17 protein-coding genes are annotated in these 18179 nt (G+C 71.3%); 12 read left to right on the forward strand and 5 right to left on the reverse strand.

Annotated features, from left to right (window positions below):
• Positions 1–68 precede the first annotated feature (68 nt).
• Both FRANEAN1_RS26895 and FRANEAN1_RS44095 read right to left on the reverse strand, forming a co-directional pair.
• Entirely contained in the window at positions 69–587 is a 519-nt protein-coding gene (locus FRANEAN1_RS26895) for a hypothetical protein (protein ID WP_020462916.1), read from the reverse strand.
• Positions 588–593: 6 nt separating this feature from the next.
• Positions 594–836, reverse strand: a complete 243-nt coding sequence (locus FRANEAN1_RS44095; protein ID WP_347176774.1) for a hypothetical protein — start codon at positions 834–836, stop codon at positions 594–596.
• A gap of 41 nt (positions 837–877) precedes the next feature.
• Here FRANEAN1_RS44095 and FRANEAN1_RS26900 point away from each other — a divergent pair, with 41 nt between their 5' ends.
• The gene (locus tag FRANEAN1_RS26900) at positions 878–1147 is read left to right on the forward strand and encodes a hypothetical protein (RefSeq protein ID WP_041254840.1); all 270 of its coding nucleotides are present in this window, start codon (positions 878–880) and stop codon (positions 1145–1147) included.
• 198 nt (positions 1148–1345) lie between these two features.
• Complete coding sequence (locus FRANEAN1_RS41575) at positions 1346–1492, forward strand: hypothetical protein (RefSeq protein WP_020462918.1); 147 nt, start codon at positions 1346–1348, stop codon at positions 1490–1492.
• Here the strand turns inward: FRANEAN1_RS41575 and FRANEAN1_RS26905 are convergent.
• Entirely contained in the window at positions 1489–3018 is a 1530-nt protein-coding gene (locus tag FRANEAN1_RS26905; RefSeq protein ID WP_347176775.1) for an MFS transporter, read from the reverse strand. The genes FRANEAN1_RS41575 and FRANEAN1_RS26905 overlap by 4 nt on opposite strands.
• A 97-nt stretch (positions 3019–3115) precedes the next feature.
• Here FRANEAN1_RS26905 and FRANEAN1_RS26910 point away from each other — a divergent pair, with 97 nt between their 5' ends.
• A complete protein-coding gene (locus tag FRANEAN1_RS26910; RefSeq protein ID WP_020462920.1) occupies positions 3116–4069 on the forward strand; it encodes a helix-turn-helix transcriptional regulator in 954 nt (317 codons plus the stop codon).
• 57 nt (positions 4070–4126) lie between these two features.
• Here the strand turns inward: FRANEAN1_RS26910 and FRANEAN1_RS26915 are convergent, their stop codons facing one another.
• Positions 4127–5377: an ATP-binding cassette domain-containing protein gene (locus FRANEAN1_RS26915; protein ID WP_020462921.1), complete on the reverse strand. Its 1251-nt coding sequence runs from the start codon at positions 5375–5377 to the stop codon at positions 4127–4129.
• A 383-nt stretch (positions 5378–5760) separates the two neighbouring features.
• On the opposite strand from FRANEAN1_RS26915, the gene FRANEAN1_RS26920 reads away from it, so the two are divergent.
• From FRANEAN1_RS26920 to recQ, 6 genes are all read left to right on the forward strand, one after another.
• The gene (locus FRANEAN1_RS26920) at positions 5761–7029 is read left to right on the forward strand and encodes an extracellular solute-binding protein (protein ID WP_020462922.1); all 1269 of its coding nucleotides are present in this window, start codon (positions 5761–5763) and stop codon (positions 7027–7029) included.
• Between the two features lie 24 nt (positions 7030–7053).
• Complete coding sequence (locus FRANEAN1_RS26925; RefSeq protein WP_020462923.1) at positions 7054–8058, forward strand: sugar ABC transporter permease; 1005 nt, start codon at positions 7054–7056, stop codon at positions 8056–8058.
• Positions 8055–8894, forward strand: coding sequence for a carbohydrate ABC transporter permease (locus FRANEAN1_RS26930; protein ID WP_020462924.1), 840 nt, complete (start codon positions 8055–8057; stop codon positions 8892–8894). Before FRANEAN1_RS26925 ends, FRANEAN1_RS26930 begins: the two co-directional genes overlap by 4 nt.
• Positions 8891–10360: a GH1 family beta-glucosidase gene (locus FRANEAN1_RS26935; protein ID WP_020462925.1), complete on the forward strand. Its 1470-nt coding sequence runs from the start codon at positions 8891–8893 to the stop codon at positions 10358–10360. Before FRANEAN1_RS26930 ends, FRANEAN1_RS26935 begins: the two co-directional genes overlap by 4 nt.
• Positions 10357–11391, forward strand: a complete 1035-nt coding sequence (locus FRANEAN1_RS26940; RefSeq protein ID WP_020462926.1) for a LacI family DNA-binding transcriptional regulator — start codon at positions 10357–10359, stop codon at positions 11389–11391. Before FRANEAN1_RS26935 ends, FRANEAN1_RS26940 begins: the two co-directional genes overlap by 4 nt.
• Positions 11392–11491: 100 nt before the next feature.
• The gene (recQ, locus tag FRANEAN1_RS26945) at positions 11492–13345 is read left to right on the forward strand and encodes a DNA helicase RecQ (protein WP_049795771.1); all 1854 of its coding nucleotides are present in this window, start codon (positions 11492–11494) and stop codon (positions 13343–13345) included.
• Positions 13346–13413: 68 nt separating this feature from the next.
• On the opposite strand, the gene FRANEAN1_RS26950 is transcribed toward recQ, so the two are convergent.
• Positions 13414–15741: a BTAD domain-containing putative transcriptional regulator gene (locus tag FRANEAN1_RS26950; protein WP_020462928.1), complete on the reverse strand. Its 2328-nt coding sequence runs from the start codon at positions 15739–15741 to the stop codon at positions 13414–13416.
• Positions 15742–16178: 437 nt separating this feature from the next.
• On the opposite strand from FRANEAN1_RS26950, the gene FRANEAN1_RS26955 reads away from it, so the two are divergent.
• From FRANEAN1_RS26955 to FRANEAN1_RS26965, 3 genes are all read left to right on the forward strand, one after another.
• Positions 16179–16613 carry a hypothetical protein gene (locus tag FRANEAN1_RS26955; RefSeq protein ID WP_020462929.1) on the forward strand — a complete coding sequence of 145 codons (435 nt, stop codon included), beginning with the start codon at positions 16179–16181 and terminating at the stop codon, positions 16611–16613.
• Between the two features lie 123 nt (positions 16614–16736).
• Positions 16737–17558, forward strand: coding sequence for a hypothetical protein (locus FRANEAN1_RS26960; protein WP_020462930.1), 822 nt, complete (start codon positions 16737–16739; stop codon positions 17556–17558).
• 90 nt (positions 17559–17648) lie between these two features.
• Positions 17649–18128, forward strand: a complete 480-nt coding sequence (locus FRANEAN1_RS26965) for a hypothetical protein (RefSeq protein ID WP_347176776.1) — start codon at positions 17649–17651, stop codon at positions 18126–18128.
• Positions 18129–18179 lie beyond the last annotated feature (51 nt).

An 18179-nucleotide genomic window follows, 5' to 3' on the forward strand; every position in this document is an offset into this window, starting at 1 on the left:
TGCCGCGGAATCCACCTGGTTCGTAGGGTCCGATGACGAGCTGCTCCAGCACGCCGAGTCCGATTCGGTCACCCCAGACCGCGCGTACGACCTGCTGAACGTGCACACAGTCGGGAGCAATGGTGTCCAGTTCCGCCACCTTGAAGGTCTCGCCACCCACGGCAAGTTCGTCGTGCCATCGGCCGTGTCCCCATTCCGAAGACCGGTGATTCCTCGCCGAGCACGGGCAGCACCGCGGTGCGCTCCAGCCAGGGCTGCCCCGCCTCGTTCTCCATCACCACGTAGTGCAGGCACTCGTCGGCGAAGTTCAGCGGCGCCCGCAGGAAGAACACCTGCGGCAGAGCGGTCCAGGTCACCATCTGGGTGGCCCGGGTGGAGTCGGTGCGGAGCTCGGTCCCGTCATACTGCGTGGCCCGCGGCTCCTCGTGAGCCGGCGTACGGGCGGTGGCGGTGAGGTCGGCGACCAGCCCGTGTTCCGCGGCGTCGACCAGGATGCGGTTGACCCGAAGCGGCTCGACGATCTCCACCGAGATCGGGCCGATGCTCGTCCGGGTCCGGTCCAACGGGATGCGCCCCGACGCGAACACCGACCGCTACACACCGTCGTGAACCACACTGAAGGCGGCGTCGATAATCCCACGATTGGGATAGAGACCGAACGCGTGCGCGACAGGCAATGCGATCTGGTGAACCGGATAGTCGTCAAACGGCGTGAGCATGTAGTCCCTTTCAGCGTACGCGGGCTCGCGCCGTCGGATCGGCAGAACCGGTAGACCGGCGGCCCGCTCCTGCCGGTCCCCCACCGGTGTGCCCGTGGCGGTGTGCCGGAACATCATCGAGACGCATTCTGCTGTTACTGGACAACTGCGAGCATCTGGTGGACACCTGCGCCGAGCTGACCGACATCCTGCTGGGCGCCTGCCCCAATCTGCACGTCCTGGCGACGAGCCGGGAGTCGCTGCGGGTCGCCGGTGAGACGGTCTACATGGTCTCTCCGCTCCCGGTACCCGACACGGGCACGACGCGAGCCGGCGCTTCGCCGATCGTCAACGCACACTGCGTACCTGCGTCGACGGCGGTTTCGAGCTCGACGCCGCCGAGGGGATATGTGGGGACGAGCGTTTCGCCGAGCCCCTGCTGGATCTGATCTTCTCCCTGGTCGACAAGTCAATTCTCACGTACGAACCCGGCGCGGAACCAGGAGTGGACCGGGCCCGGGCAGCAGTCGTGGCTCAGCCGCCTACGTCTCGATCACGCCAACCTCCAGCTCGCGCTGGAGTACTGCTCCAGCGCGGGTGAGACCACCGACGGTCTGACACCGGCCCGGTCGCTGCACCGCTACTGGGTGGCCGACGGACGGTTCACCGAGGGCCGATTCTGGCTGGCCCGCACCCTCGGCCACACCGGCAACGCCCCCCGCGACCAGGTCAGGGCCGTACACACAGCCGGGTGGCTGGCGATCCTGCAGGGCGACCTCCCGGCCGCGGGTTAGACGCCGGTCGGCACTGTGGGAGCGGCCACGATCACCTGATCCGCACGGTCCGGATCGACGTCGTGTGCCTGGACGGGAACGACCACTCTCAGCTGCCGCCCGCGACGCCGGGCGAGCAGGAGGGCACTCGCCGCCGCGACGAACGCGACCGCCGCGAGCGCCCAGCCGGTGCTGTACTCCGCGTCGCGGGTCGAGCCGCCGTCGGCGGCGGTGGTCAGGAACACCGTGCCGACCGTGGCGATGCCGATGACCTGGCCGAGCTGCATCAGGGTCAGCAGCAGGCCGCTGGCGTCGGCCGCGTCCTCGACCGGGACGTGTTCGAGCGTCACCGAGATGATGATCGACATCACGCCGAGTCCCAGGCCGATCAACGCGGTGAGGATCTCGTAGCGCGCGCCGCCGCCGGCCAGCGGCCCGAGGAACAGATACGAGACGGCGGCGAACGCCAGCCCGACCGGGATCAGGTTCGCGTGCCAGCTGGACGGCAGGCGCTGCCAGCTCAGCCCGACCGCGGCGAACGCGACGACGCACGGGACGAACGCCAGCCCGGAGCGCAGCGGACTCATCCCCAGGTCGCCCTGCAGGTGCAGGGTGGTGGTGAACAGGAACCCGGCCCACGACGCCGGCCCGAGCAGCAGCGTGCCGGCGGCGGGTAGCAGCCCGGGCGCGCGCAGCACCCGTCCCGAGATCAGCGGACGTCGCCCGCGGGCCGCGACGCCCCGCTCCACCAGGACGAAGACCACGAACAGGACGACACTCGCCGCCAGCGACACGGCCGTCCAGGCCGGCCAGCCCAGCTCGTGACCGAGGATCAGCGGCATCACGAAGAGCAGCACCGCCGCGCTGAGAACGAGCAGGCCGGGAAGGTCGAGGTCGACCCCCGCGCGCCCCTCGTCCGAGGGCATGACCCGCGGGCCGACGACGAGCAGCAGCACCCCGATCGGCACGTTCACCAGGAAGACGGTCCGCCAGCCGGCGTCGAACAGGTTCGCGCTGACGAGCAGCCCGCCGGCGGCCTGGCCGACGACGACGCCTCCCGCGATCACCGCGGAGAAGTAGCCGAGCGCCCGCATCCGCGCGGCACCGGCGAAATTGCGCTGGATCAGGCTCATGACCTGGGGGGTCATCAACGCGGCGCTGACCCCCTGCAGGAACCGAAAGGCGATCAGTGAGGACGTGCCGGGTGCCAGGCCGCAGGCCAGCGAGGCCACGGTGAACCCGGCGAGCCCGGTGTTGAACACGCGCCGGTGCCCGAGCATGCCGCCCAGCCGCGCACCGGTGATCAGCAGAACCGCGTAGGAGAGGACGTAGCCGGCGACGATCAGCTGTAGCCCGGCGCCGGAGACGTCCAGATCCGTCCGCAACGTCGGCAGCGCCACGTTGACGATGCTGACGTCCAGGATGGCCATGAACTGGCCGAGGAGGATGACGGCCAGCAGGGCTCCGCCGGCCGCCGGGCGCTCAGCGGCGGGATGTGGTGCCCGCGTCCGAGAGGTGTGTGTTGCTTCGACCATGAGCCTCAGCATGGGGCGGTCCGGATACTGGTAACGAGAGCCTGTCGATACTGGTACTCGCAGCACCTGGCACCGGCGCCGCACAGAGGACAAGCTGGTGGCCGTGACGATGACGCAGTCCCATGCCCTTCCGGCCGCGGCGGTCCGTAACGTACGCCCGGCGCAGGCGGGCCCGACGACGGCCGGCTCGCGGGCGACGGCCGGCTCGCGGGACGGGCGGCGCCGGCCGGAGCTGGCCTCGTTCCTGCGCAGTCGGCGGGAGCGCATCACCCCCGACGAGGTCGGCATGCCGCCGGGGCCCCGCCGCCGCACGCCGGGCCTGCGCCGGGAGGAGGTCGCCCAGCTCGCGGGCGTGGGCATCACCTGGTACACCTGGCTGGAGCAGGGCCGTCCGATCAACGCCAGCCCGCAGGTGCTGGACGCGGTGGCGCGCACGCTGCGGCTCGACGCCGCCGAGCGCGAGCACCTCTACCGCCTGGCCGACACGCCCGGGCCGCAGCCCGCCACCGACGAGGCGCCGGCTCTGCCGCGGGACATGCGCACCATCCTCGACAGCCTGGACCCGCTGCCCGCGTGCCTGGTCAACGCGCGTTCCGACCTGCTGAGCTGGAACGCCACCTATGCCGTGCTCTTCCCCATCCTCGTGAACGCCTCCGCCCTCGCACGGAACTCGATCTGGTTCGCGTTCACGACCCCGCGCTGCTGCAACCCGCTGGTGAACCTGGACGAACAGGCACCCGAGCACGTCGCGATCTTCCGGTACCGGTACAGCCAGCACATGGACGACCCGGGCTGGCAGGAGTTCGTCCAGCGGCTGTGCGCGGCGAGCGCCGAGTTCGCCCGGCTGTGGGCGACGCACGACGTGGCCCCGCCGCGGCCCTGCGACAAGGTGTTCCACTATCCGGCGGTCGGGGACATCGCGACCCGCTCCACGAACCTGGACCTCACAGCCCTGCCCGGCACCCGAATGGTCATCTACACCCCGGTCGACGACGAGAGCCAGGCCAACATCGCCTGGCTCCGCGACCATCCCGAGGCGACTGTCCCGGACCACCAGCACTGATCCCGCCCACCGCACCGCCCGCCGGCCACGGCCCGACAGGAGGGCGGGCGGCGCTCCTCAGGCGGCGGCGAGGGCGGCGGGCGCGGGGCGCAGCGTCGCGCCCGTATCGGCGTCGAACAGGTGGAGCCGGTCCGCCGCGGCGTACAGCCGGAGCCGCCCGGCGGCGGTGACGTCGGTCCGCGGGCTCAGCGCGGCGGTGAAACGGGATGTCCCCGGACGGCCGCCGGGCGCGCGCCCGGATTCATCACCGGCCTCCTGGCCGGACTCCCGGCCGGTGAGCTCGTCGTCGCCGGCGGCGAGCGCGATCGCCGCCCGCGCCGCGCTCCCGGTGAGGGCACCCGTCACCATCTCGCCGTGGGCGAGAGTCTCGGTGCCGAGCCGCTCCACAAGGTCGACGTCGACGTCGAGGATCAGGGCTGGTCCCGGCGGCGGCTCGATCTGGACGTCATGCGGCCGCACGCCGACGATCACCTCGGTGCCGGCCGACGGGGTGAGCCCGGCGGCGACGTCCACTGGCAGCACGAGGGTCTGGTCGCCGACCCGCAGCGCGACGGCATGATCCTCTGAGACCAGCCGGCCGGGGACGAGGTTGGCCGGCGGGCTGCCGATGAACGCGGCGACGAAGACGTTCGCCGGGCGGTTGAACAGGTCATCGGGCGTGCCGACCTGCTGCAGCCGCCCGTCGTGCAGGACGGCGACCCGGTCGGCCATCGTCATCGCCTCGGTCTGGTCGTGGGTCACGTAGAGCGTGGTGGTGCCCAGCGAGCGCTGGATGCGAGCGATCTCCGCGCGGACCCGCACCCGCAGCTTGGCGTCCAGGTTCGACAGCGGCTCGTCCATCAGGAACGCCCGCGGCTGACGGACGAGCGCACGCCCCATCGCGACACGCTGGCGCTGGCCGCCGGACAGCGCCCGCGGCCGCCGGTCGAGGAGCTCGGTCAGGCCGAGCGTCTCGGCCGCCGCGGCCACTCTGCTGTCGCGTTCCCGCCGGTCGACCCCGGCGAGCTTCAGGCCGAACTCCATGTTGCGACGCACGGTCATGTGCGGGTACAGGGCGTAGCTCTGGAAGACCATCGCGAGGTCACGGTCGGCCGGCGCCACCCGGGTGACGTCCCGGCCGCCGACGAGGACCTGGCCCGCGGTGGGCGCGAGCAGGCCGGCGACGATCCGCAGCGCCGTCGTCTTGCCGCTGCCGGAGGGACCGACGAGGACGAGGAACTCGCCGTCCCCGATCACGAGGCTGAGGTTGTCGAGTATCGGCCGGACATCGTAGGTGAGCGTGACGTCGCGGAACTCGATCGTGGACATGGGGCTCCCTCTTCCCTGCGGCACCTGTGCCGGACGTGTCAGCCGCCCCGACGTGCGGAATTCCGGGCGCGGAATTCCGGACGCGTCGGACGGGTGTGCGTGCGGCGCCCGACCGGCCGTGGCGGGCATTCGGGAGAGGGAGTTCCCGATGCCCGCGTCATGGCGCCGTCCGGCCAGGTTCGCATGATCCGCGCCGGCCGTCCAGACCCTCATCCGGGACGGTTTTCGACTCCTTTACGGAGTCCGTCGAACACTCTTCGGAGTCTATTTATCTGAGGGTCATCAACCCTTGACAGTCCCGTCATGTCCGTTCACAGTTTCGAAGCCATGAGAGCGCTCACACGCGATCAGCGCGGTGGGTGTGAAGCCAGAGGGAGGGCTTCATGAGGGCACGACGAGGTCGCCACGCGGCCATGGCCGGGACGGCCGTCCTGGCCATGGCGTTACTGACCAGCGCCTGCGGTGACGACGGAGGGAAGACCAAGCTCACCATCAACACGTTCGGCGTCTTCGGATACACGGATCTGTACCGGGAGTTCGAGGCGAGCCACCCCGACATCGAGATCGTCGAGACCGTCAGCGAGTACAACGACCACCACAACAACCTGGTCAACCACCTCGCGGCCGGGTCCGGAGCCGCCGACGTCGAGGCGGTCGACGAAGGCTTCATGGCGCAGTTGAAGGCCGCTCCGGAGCAGTTCGTCAACCTGCTCGACCTGGGAGCGGGCGACCGGCAGGCCGACTATCCCGAGTTCAAGTGGGCCGGATCGCTGTCGGCCGACGGGAAGACCCAGATCGGCCTGGGAACCGACGTCGGCGGGCTCGCGATGTGCTACCGCACCGACCTGTTCGCCGCCGCCGGGCTGCCGACCGACCCGGCAGCGGTCAGCGCGCTCTGGCCGAGCTGGGACGACTACTTCAAGACCGGGCGCACCTTCACCGCGAAGAACACCGGCCCGAAGTTCTTCGACGCCGGCACCAACATCTACAACGCGCAGGTCTTCCAGTTCGACGAGAGCTACTACGCCACCGGCACACCCAACTTGATCGTCGGTTCGAATCCGCAGGTCAAAGCCGCCTTCGACGCGACCGCGCAGGCCATCGCAGACGGCCAGTCCGCCGGGCTGGTCGCGTTCGAGGACGAATGGGTGACCGCCATGAAGGCGGGCACCTTCGCGACGATCACCTGCCCGGCCTGGATGCAGGGCTACATCAAGGAGAACGCGCCGGACACGGCCGGCAAGTGGAACATCGCCGCCATCCCGGGCGGGAGCGGCAACTGGGGCGGCTCCTGGCTGACCATCCCGGCGCAGAGCGATCACCAGGACCTGGCCTACGAGCTGGTCTCGTTCCTGACCGCCCCGGCACAGCAGACCCGCATCTTCACCGAGACGGGCAACTTCCCCTCCAGTCTCGGGGCGATCAAGGATCCCGCGGTGCAGTCGTTCACCAACCCGTTCTTCGACGACGCCCCCACCGGCCGGATCTTCGGTGAATCGGCGATCAAGCTGGCGCCGCAGTACCAGGGCGCGAAGCACGGCGCCGTGCGGCAGGCGATGGAACACGGAATCCAGCGCATCGAGCAGGAGGACCAGGCCCCCGACGCCGCGTTCCGGGAATCGGTCGACGAAGCGGAACGCGCGGCCCGCTGAGCTCGGCAGGAGGGAGATCCGGCGATGACGATCGCAACCCCGGCACCCGCGGCCGACCCCGCCCCACCCCGGCGGCGGACGCCTGGGGGCGACCGCACCCCACGCACCGCACGCTCCGTGCTGCGGCGGGTGGCAAGCGCGGCGGTTCCCTACGGGCTCATCGCGCCGTTCTTCGCGATATTCGCGGCCTTCGGCCTTTTCCCGATGCTGTACACCGCCTGGATCTCGCTCACCGACCGGGACATGCTCCACCCCGGCGCCGAGCGGTTCGTCGGGCTACGGAACTACGCTGACCTGCTCTCCGACGACTTCTTCTGGAACGCGGTCGGCAACACCTTCCTGCTGATGGCGATGTCGTCGGTTCCCCAGCTGGCGCTGGCGCTGATACTCGCGCACATCCTCAACGCGAGGCTGCGCGGGCGGACCCTGTTCCGGATGGGCGTGCTGCTGCCCAACATCACGTCCATCGTCGCGGTGACAATCGTGTTCAGCCAGATCTTCGGCCGCCAGTTCGGCCTCGTCACCTGGCTACTGGACGAGGTCGGCCTGGACCCGGTCAACTGGCAGGCCGGCGAGTGGACGTCGAAGATAGCCATCTCGTCGATGGTCATCTGGCGGTGGACCGGCTACAACGCGCTCATCTATCTGGCCGCGATGCAGGCGATCCCGAAGGAGCATTTCGAGGCCGCGGCGATGGACGGCGCCGGAACCTGGCGGCAGCTCTGGCACATCACACTGCCCGCGTTGCGGCCGACCATCGCCTTCACCGCGCTGGTCTCCGTCATCGGCCAGATCCAGCTCTTCACCGAGCCGCTGCTGTTCGACACCTCGCCGGGCAGCGTCTCCGGCGGCAACAGCCACCAGTTCCAGACCCTGGCCCTCCTGCTCTACGAGGAGAGCTTCCGACTGCACAACTTCGGCTACGGCTCCGCCATCGCCTGGGTGATGTTCCTGGTGACCGTGGTGTTCGCCGCGCTCGCCTACCTCGTCACCCGCGGCGGCTCCCGGCTGAAAGGGGGTTCCCGGTGACCGCCTTCTCCCGCACCCCGGGCGAACGCTCCGGCCCGCTGCGCTATCCGTTCCTGCTCCTGGCCCTGTTCGTCTCCGCGTTCCCGGTGTACTGGACGTTCATGATCCCGTCCCGGACGAACGACGCGGTCGGGCAGCTGCCGCCACCCTTCCTGCCCGGCGGGCACTTCTTCGAGAACGCCGCCCGGGTGTTCGACACGGTGAACTTCGGCAAGGCCCTGCTGAACTCCCTCATCGTCGCGGGGTCGATCACCGTCAGCACGCTGTTGTTCTGTTCGGCGGCCGGCTTCGCGTTCGCGAAGCTGACCTTCCGCGGCCACGGCGCGCTGCTGCTCACCGTGATCGCCACCATGATGGTCCCGATGCAGCTCGGGATCATCCCGCTCTACCTGGAGATGCAGGAGTTCGGCTGGGCGAACCATCTCGTCGCGGTGATCCTGCCTACCGCGGTGACCGCGTTCGGGGTCGTGTTCATGCGGCAGAACGTCATCCAGGCCGTGCCGGACGAGCTGCTCGACGCCGGACGCATGGATGGCTGCGGCACGCTGCGGCTGTACTGGCACGTCGCGCTGCCGGCGCTGCGCCCCGGCCTGGCCGTGCTCGGCCTGCTCACGTTCATGCAGGCCTGGAACGACTTCATGTGGCCGCTGATCGTCCTGAACTCGGAGAACCCGACCGTCCAGGTCGCCCTCAGCACGCTGGCCGCGGGCCACTACCGGGACAACACCCTCGTCCTCGCCGGCACCGCGCTCGGCACGCTCCCCGTCCTCGTCGTATTCGCCCTGTTCGGCCGCCAGATCATCGGCGGAATCATGGAAGGCGCGTTGAAAGGTTGACTACCAGCCCCGTCCCGGCGACGGACACGACAGCGGCCACCGGAGTACCGGCGCCCGAGCCGTCGCCGGGAGCCGACGAGCTCGCGGCCCGGATCGCGACCGGCCTGCCCACCGGATTCGTGTGGGGTGCCGCCACCTCCGCGTACCAGATCGAGGGCGGCGCCCGGGAGGGCGGCCGCGGGCCGTCGATCTGGGACGTCTTCGCCCGCACCCCCGGCATGACCGCGAACGGCGAGAACGGCGACGTCGCCGCCGACCACCTGCACCGCTACCGCGAGGACGTCGCCCTCATGGCCGGCCTCGGCCTGGGCGCGTACCGGTTCTCGGTCGCCTGGCCGAGGATCGTCCCGGCCGGGTCGGGGGCCGTGAACCCCGACGGGCTGGCCTTCTACGACCGGCTCGTCGACGAGATCCTCGCCGCCGGGATCGACCCGTGGCTGACGCTCTACCACTGGGATCTGCCACAGCCGCTGCAGGACGCCGGCGGCTGGCCGAACCGCGACACGGCGCTGCGCTTCGCCGACTACACCGAACACGTCGTCAGCGCGCTCGGCGACCGGGTCCGGCACTGGTCGACCCTGAACGAGCCCTGGTGCTCGGCCTTCGAGGGACACCTGACCGGGCGGCACGCCCCCGGGGTGCGGGACGCCGGGGCCGCCGTCCGGGCCGTCCACCACCTGCTGCTGGCCCACGGTCTCGGCACGGCCGTGCTGCGGGCGCACGGCGCGGCGGACGTCGGCATCACCCTCAACCTGATTCCGGCGGAACCGCCGCCGGACGCCGGCGGGGCGGGCGACGCCGTGCGGCTCGTCGACGGGCAGCAGATCCGGCTCTGGCTCGATCCCGTCCTGCACGGCACGTACCCGTCCGACGTGATCGCCGACTTCGCCCGGGCCGGCGCCGAGCTGCCCGCCCAGGACGGTGATCTCGCCGTCATCGCGCAGCCGGTGGACTGGATCGGGGTGAACTACTACGCGCCGCACATCGTCGCGCCCGGGCCGGACCCGTCCCCGAAACCGACCCCCTTCGCCGGCGCGGGGAACGTCACGAGGGTGCCCACGAGCGAGGACGTGACGGCGCTGGGCTGGCCGGTACGGCCGCGCAGCTTCCTGGCCCTGCTGCGCCGGCTCGGCGCGGACTATCCGGGGGTCCCGTTCTACATCCACGAGAACGGCGCGGCCTACGACGACGAGGTGTCCCCGGACGGGACGGTGCACGACCCGCTGCGGGTGCGTTACCTGGCGGGTCACCTCGACGCCGTCCGGCAGGCGTCCGAGGACGGGGTCGACGTTCGGGGATACTTCGTGTGGTCGTTGCTGGACAACTTCGAGTGGGCCGAGGGGTACCGGATGAGGTTCGGCATCGTGCACGTCGACTTCGAGTCCCTGGTGCGCACGCCGAAGTCCAGCGGGCTGTGGTACTCGCGGCTGATCCGGGAGCACCGCGCGGCAAGCGGGACGCGGTGACGCCGGAGCCACCGGCCCGGACCCGCCAGGCGCCGACGCTGGAGGCCGTCGCCGAGCTGGCGGGGGTGTCGCGGGCGACGGTCTCCCGGGTGGTGAACGGGTCGCTCCGCGTCTCCCCCGCGGCGCACGCCGCGGTCACCAGGGCGATCGCCGAGCTCGGCTACGTGCCGAACCAGGCCGCCCGCAGCCTGGTGACCAGGCGGACGGACACGATCGTGCTGATCGTGCACGAGCGGCCCGACACGGTGTTCGCCGACCCGTTCTTCGCCAGCGTGCTGCGCGGAGTGAACCAGGCGCTGAGCGTCACCCAGCTCCAGCTCGTCCTGTTACAGGTGCAGGGTGACCGGCAGCGCGACCGGGCGCTGCGCTACGTCGGCAACGGCCACGTCGACGGAGTGCTCCTGATCTCCCTGCACGGGGACGACATCATGCCGATGTCGGTCTCGGGCGCCGGGGTCCCACTGGTGATGGCGGGACGGCTACTCACCGGCGACCCGGTCGACTCGGTCGACGCCGACAACGTGGGCGGCGCCCGGCAGGCCGTGCGCCATCTCGTCGCGACGGGCCGCCGCGAGTTGGCGACCGTCGCCGGGCCGGTGGACATGAGCGTGGGCGTCGACCGCCTGGCCGGCTACACGCAGGCGGCCCGCGACGCGAACCTGCCGGCCTCGGCCACCCGGGTCGAGACCGGCGACTTCACCGAGGCCAGCGGCCAGGCGGCGGCGGCCCGGCTGCTGGCGGAGCACCCGACGATCGACGCGGTGTTCGCAGCCTCCGACCTGATGGCCCTCGGCGTGCTGCGCGCGCTGCGGGCCGCCGGGCGGCGGGTTCCCGACGACGTCGCCGTCGTCGGCTTCGACGACGCGGCGCCGGCGGTCTACGCGGACCCGCCGCTGACGACCGTCCGCCAGCCGGTGGAGCGGCTCGGCGCGGAGATGGTGCACCAGCTCCTGCGGCGCATCGCCGATCCCACCGGCGACACGGCGTCGGTGATCCTGCCGACGGAGCTGGTGATCCGTTCGTCAGCCTGAGCCGGTTCCCCGCTGGGGACAACGGGCGGGTCGGGAACGGGTTGTCCACAGGCGCGAACTCGCGTCACCCTCGTCCCGTGAGGCCTTCTACAGTGGCGCGGTGACCTCGCCCTCGGTTCGCGTCCCGCGTGACGCCGTGGAAGTGCTCCGCCGCGTCTTCGGCTACGAGTCCTTCCGCGACGGCCAGCAGGAGATCATCGATCACGTCGTCGGCGGTGGCGACGCGCTGGTCCTCATGCCGACCGGCGGCGGCAAGTCGCTGTGCTACCAGATCCCGGCGCTCGTCCGGCCTGGCACCGGCGTCGTCATCTCCCCGCTCATCGCGCTGATGCAGGACCAGGTCGACGCGTTGCTGGCGCTCGGGGTCCGGGCGGGGTTCCTCAACTCCACCCAGCAGGCCGACGAGCGCCGCGCGGTGGAGTCCGCGTTCCTCGCCGGCGAGCTCGACCTGCTCTACCTGGCCCCCGAGCGGCTGCGGGTACGCGCGACGATCGAGCTCCTCGACCAGGGCGAGATCGCGCTGTTCGCGATCGACGAGGCGCACTGCGTCGCGCAGTGGGGGCACGACTTCCGGCCCGACTACCTCCTGCTCTCCGAGCTGCACCAGCACTGGCCGCAGGTGCCGCGCGTCGCACTGACCGCCACCGCCACCCCGGCGACCCACCAGGAGATCACGAACCGGCTCGGGCTGGGAAACGCCCGCCATTTCGTCGCCGACTTCGACCGGCCGAACATCCAGTACCGCATCGTGCCGAAGAACGACCCGAAGGCACAGCTGCTGGAGCTCCTGCGCACCGAGCACCCCGGCGACGCGGGCATCGTGTACTGCCTGTCCCGGGCGTCGGTCGAGAAGATCGCGGAGTTCCTGGTGTCGAACGGGATCGCCGCGCTGCCCTACCACGCCGGCCTCGAAGCACGCGTCCGCGCCGAGCACCAAGCCCGTTTCCTCCGTGAGGACGGCCTGGTCATGGTCGCCACGATCGCCTTCGGGATGGGCATCGACAAGCCGGACGTCCGCTTCGTCGCCCACCTCGACCTACCGAAGTCGGTAGAGGGCTATTACCAGGAGACCGGCCGCGCCGGCCGGGACGGGCTGCGCTCCACCGCCTGGCTCGCGTACGGCCTGCAGGACGTGGTCCAGCAGCGCCGGCTCATCGACGCCTCCGACGGCGACGCCACGCACCGCCGGCGGCTCAACTCCCACCTCGACGCGATGCTCGCACTGTGCGAGACCATCGAGTGCCGCCGGGTCGGCCTGCTGGCGTACTTCGGGCAGCAGGGGTCGAGCGCCTGCGGCAACTGCGACGCCTGCCTGCACCCGCAGCAGTCCTGGGAGGCGACCGTGCCCGCCCAGAAGCTGCTGTCGACGGTGCTGCGCCTGCAGCGGGAACGCCGGCAGAAGTTCGGCGCCGGCCACATCGTCGACATCCTGCTGGGCCGGCGCACACCCAAGGTCAACCAGCACGGCCACGACTCGCTGACGGTCTTCGGCATCGGCACCGAGCTCAGCGAGGCCGAGTGGCGTGGCGTGGTCCGCCAGCTGCTGGCCCAGGGGCTGCTGGCCGTCGAGGGTGAGCACGGAACGCTCGTCCTCACCGACGCGAGCGCGGACGTCCTGCGCGGGCAGCGGACGGTCTCCATGCGGCGCGAACCGAAGCGACCGGCGAAGGCCACCAGCTCCTCGGCGACGAAGGCACGCCGGGCCGAGCCGGTCGAACTGTCCGCGGAGGCGGCGCCGCTGTTCGAACGGCTGCGCGCCTGGCGGGGCGCCACCGCCAAGGAACAGGGCGTTCCCGCCTACGTGATCTTCCATGACGCGACGCTGCGCGAGATCGCCACCCGCGCGCCCTCCTCGCTCGCCGAGCTCGCGACGGTGAACGGCGTCGGCGAGAACAAGCTGGCCAAGTACGGCGAACACATCCTCCCGCTGTGTAGCGCCACGCCCACGGACTGACCCACAACGGACCGGCCCACGGCGCGGCGCGGCCATCGCTGCGGCGGGAGAGCGGAGCGCGGCGACGCTCAGACGGGCTCGTGCCGGCGGATCCGCTCGTGCAGGCGCGCTGTCGCCGGTCCCGGCGCGACGCGCAGCTCGCGGGCGAGGACGTCGGCGCAGGTCCGGAACTGCAACAGCGCCAGGTGCGGCTGCCCCTGCCGGGCGTAGGAGCGCATGAGGCGGCGGTGGGCGTCCTCCCGGCACGGGTCGCGTTCCAGGATCTGCCGGCACAGCAGCGCGCAGACCGAGTACTGCCTGGTCTCCAGGTACAGCGAGCTGAGCCGGTCCAGCGCCTCCAGGTAGGCCAGCCTGAGCTGTTCGCGGCGCAGCACGGCCCAGTCTTCGGAACGCGCGTCGGCGAGGAAGTCGCCCCGGTACAGCGCGGTCGCCGCCTCCAGCTCGGCGATGGCGTGCTCGACGTGCCCCGCGCCGGCGAGCCGCTGCCCGGCCTGGACATGGCCGTCGAACTCGTCGAGGTCGACGGCCACCGCGATGTCGGAGGCCAGCCGGTACACGCCGCGCTCGAACACGATGACCTGCCGGTCGACGGCCTCACGCAGGGCCCGCCGCGCGCCGTACACGGCCACCTGAATGTTGTTCCGCGCTGCGGGCAGGTCCGCGCCGGGCCACAGCGCCTCGGTGACGACCTCTCGCGGGGGCAGGTCCGCCCGGTGGATCACCAGGTAAGCCAGCAGGGACCGGGGCCGGGCCCCCCACCCCCGCACAGGCCGCCCGTCCACCATCACCGACAGTGGCCCCAGCACGTGCACGGCCATCTCCACCCGCCCCGCCGCGTCCGGGGGGACGGGTCCGCCCACGTTCAGCCGGCCCGCGGGCGGACCCGTGGGCGGACCCGTGGGCGAGTCGACCCGGCGGATCGCCTCCGGACCCGGGTGCCTGGGCCCCGGCACCAGGCCGAACGACACGGAGCCCGGCGTGGCGCCGTCGGCCCTCGGCGCCCTGGGGCCGGGGCCGTCGGACACGCTCGCGATGTGCGCGTGCAGGAGCGCCGTCGTCTCGTCCTCAGACCGGGCGAGCGCGGCCTCGGCCTCGGCATGCAGGCGCCGGTCCCGCCGGATGTCCGCCAGCCGCCGGGCCAGCCGGTCCGTCTCGGAGACCGCGGCGGCCGCCGCGTGGGACCGATGACGGGCGGGGTCCTGCTGGCCCCGGGCCGAGGCGACGTGCGCGGCCGCGTCGAGCAGATCCGGTTCCGCCTCGACAGCCTCGGGCGGCAGTTGGTCCAGCCATCCGCCGACTGTCACCCACTGGCCGGCGGCGATCATGTCGGCGGCGACCCTGGCCAGCGCCCGCGCCGCCACCGCGCGATCGTCGAACTCGAGCAGCATGGGGATCGCCCGTTCCGGAGCACCTGCCCGCAGAAGCTCGAGCGCGGTGCCGCGCAGGGTCTCGCGGTCCAGCGACGCGTCCTCGGCCAGCGCGGCGAGCAGCGGCGCACGCCAGACGGTGCGCAGTCGTGACCAGTCGCCGATCAACGGCTGGAACCATGGTCCCGCCACCTCGGCGAGTTGATGCCGGTCCGCCTCGGGGACGATGTACTCGACGTGCAGCAGCCGCGCGAGCATGCGACGGCCCGCACCGGTGGCTCCCGCGAGGACTGCTCGGGCCAGCGCGGTGAGCACACCGACGAGTGTCCGGCCGCGTAGGGCCCGCGCCAGATCACCTTCCGGCATCGTGGCGCACACGAAGTCGACAGCGTGCCGGAGGGCGGCGGACCGGCAGAGGAGCACCCCCGCGTGGCGCCGCCAGAGGCCGAGCCTGCCGGGGAGCTCCACCTCCGACGGGTGCAGCCGGGCGTGCTCGGCCGGCGGCCGGCGGGCGTCCCCGAGCGCCTCGGTGCTCGGGAGCGCGTCGTGGCCGATCAGGACGCGGGGCGTCGCCTCGGGCAGAGCGCCCAGAACATGGCCGCACGCGAGGCGTAACGACGGCCCGTGCGGATCGATCCGGTCTGCATGCTCCAGGACCAGCGCCGAGTCGGGCGGGAGCCGCTCGGCCAGCTCCGCGCCGAGCCGCCGGAAGATGTCGTCCCACCCGTGCACCGGGCCCGGCCACGCCCGCACCCGCGTGAGCAGGGTGGCGCCGAACCCGGGGGCCCTGCGCCGCACCGCGGTGATCATCGTTGCCAGGAAGGTCGCCGGATCGCGGTCCTCGACGCCCAGCCGGAGCCAGACCGGTGTCCGGCCGACCGCCTCCAGCGCGGCCGCGAGCCCGTCGGTGAGCAGCGTGCCGGGTGGCGCGACAAACACGGTGACGCCGCCGGTCACCGCGTCGACAAACAAAGAATGCGCCGCCACCGGCTCAGCTCCGAGAGGTTCCAGCACCTTGCCCGCGAGCATGCATCCCCCATGCAGCCGACAGTGAAGACACCGTAAAGACAACGAAAGAACATCCACATCCATATCACCGTTCGGTCAGGAAGTGGTGAGGTCCGCGCCGGGCGTGCGGACAGCGCCACCAAATCCACCACTTCAGCCGTGGACGGCCGGCGAACCCCGGCTACGCGCAACCACGCCGGGAGGCCGCCACCGCGGCACGGGTGGCACGAGCCCCAATACCAGCGGCCGGTGAGAATCCCAACCGGGTTCCCGGCAGGCGTTAATGGGGGCGAGCAGCGGTTACCGCACCCTGCCGAGCCCGCGGTACAGCCGATTAACCGGCCTGACCGCCCCCTTAAGCCACCCGAGCAAGATCGTTAATCGCCCGCGGGTAGACAGGATCCGAACCCGGAATTCGTTGCCGTCAACAGCGGCCACATCTCAGGAGGAACCAGCGAATGACCCAGGTAGGCGAGCCCGTCGGGCAGATCACCGCGGACGACTACGTGTCGATCGAGGACTCGAACGGAGTCGCGCCAACCAACATCATCAGAGTCGGCGATCCGTTCACCGTGTGGATCGACTTCGACCTTGCCGGCGCCCTCAACGGGCTCCTCGTCGGAATTCTGCGCTATTCGGTCCGGTACTGGGTGAACGGGCTGGGGAGCCCCGCCCCGGCGAACCCGATCCCGTCGCGGGTCGAGTCGACGACCCACGGCCAGCTCGGCTACCGCCGCGCCGACACCGAGCGCACGGTGCCTGCCAACACGCTGGCGGCCGGGGTCTACCAGCTCGGCGCCATCGTCACGTTCAGGCTGAACAACAACGGGAACCTGCTCCACTACCCGCTCACCGTCTTCACCCTGCCCAAGATCATCGAGATCTACGCCTAGGAGGTCACCGGGCGCGCCGGGCGCCCACCCCGCTCCGACGGAGGCCGCGCGCCCCGTGCCGGTGGCGCGCGGCCTCCCCGTCCCGGGGATCCCATTCATGGAGGTGGACCGTGGAGGGCACCGATGGCACCTGACAGCGACGAGGCCCAGCGCGAGGAGAGCTTCGTGGTGCGCCTCCTCCTCGACTGCGACGGCGTCCGCAGCACCAGCGTGCAGCACGCACGCGAGAACACCCCGATGCGCTGGCCGGGCTGGGAGCCGTCCAAGGTGATCGCCTTCATCGAGGCTCGTGCCGGCCGGCTCGCCCCGACGGCTCCGGCCGGCGGCGACGCGGGCGGCCAGGCAGCACTCGGCACCGACGGCGCCCCCGACCCGCTCAACATGTCGGGCCCGTTCAGCACATTGGACCCGCCCGCCGCCTTGGAACCGCTCAGCAGCTCGGAACCGCTCAGCGGGTTGGAACCGCTCCCTGTGCGGCTCGGCGTTCAGGTCGAACCCGCCGGGCCTCGCCCAGGGGAACCGTTCACCGTCGCACTGTCGGTCGGCTTCGCCCCCGCCCGCCCGCTGCCCACCGGGCCGCTGGAGTACCACGCCGTCGCAGGTGTCCGGCCCGGCGATGCCGCGCCCGGCGCCGCGGGGAGCGCCGAGCACGGGACCGACCCGGGCGGGACGGTGCTCCGCGCCCAGGGGCAGCTCTCCGCGCACGCCGCGGTCATCCGGCTGACCAGTCCGGGGCTGCCCACCGGGCGCCACCTGATCGATGCCGCCGTAAGCCTGCGGGTCGGAGGCGTCGGACGTCCCGTCGGCCTCGCCACCGCCACGCAGGTCGTGCTCGAGGTCACGGACCGCCGAGGATCCGCACCCCTTCCCGCACTGAGAGGAACAAGCCCCACGAAACCGGAGTCGAATACCGACACGGGCGCCCGTCACCCCGGTGGAGCATGAAAGCCGTTCGCATATTTTCCCCGGCGATGTGACGGTGGCCTCGGTCTGACCTCCTTTCGGCAGGCCGCTCGGAACCATGCCGCGATTCGCGTGCGTCGCTACCGGCCCACTCCCGCGTTGCCGGGCAGAATTACCGAGCGACGGTCCACGACAGAAAGCGGGAACAACGTGGCAACGGTTACCGATGGCGTTTACCGGATCGGCCTTGACAACAATCAGTTTCTCACCGCGGAAGGCCGCGATCGCAGCGTTATTCTGCCCGAGAACGGACGCGGCCAGGAATGGGAGGTCCGACGCACGGATAATGACACATACACGATCCAGCAGACGTCCGACCAGCTCTTCCTCGGTTTCGACGGTGACCCTGACACGTTCGAGCTGGTGCGCCCGTTTCCGCAGCGTCGCGAGTGGCGGATCGAGCAGGGCCCCAGGCCGGGCTCCTTCGTCATCGGAGCCGTGGACAGCGACCTGACCATCGGGCTGCACCCGGCACTCATCTATCCGCCGATGGTGGCGCTCTCGCCCATCTTCCGCCAGGACCAGGGGTGGAGGTTCCAGACGGTCAACTAGTCCGGCCAGGCATCGGTCGGCAGCCCGGCCGACCGGCCCCGTGTGCACACC

The organism is Parafrankia sp. EAN1pec (assembly GCF_000018005.1).
Lineage (GTDB): Bacteria > Actinomycetota > Actinomycetes > Frankiales > Frankiaceae > Parafrankia > Parafrankia soli.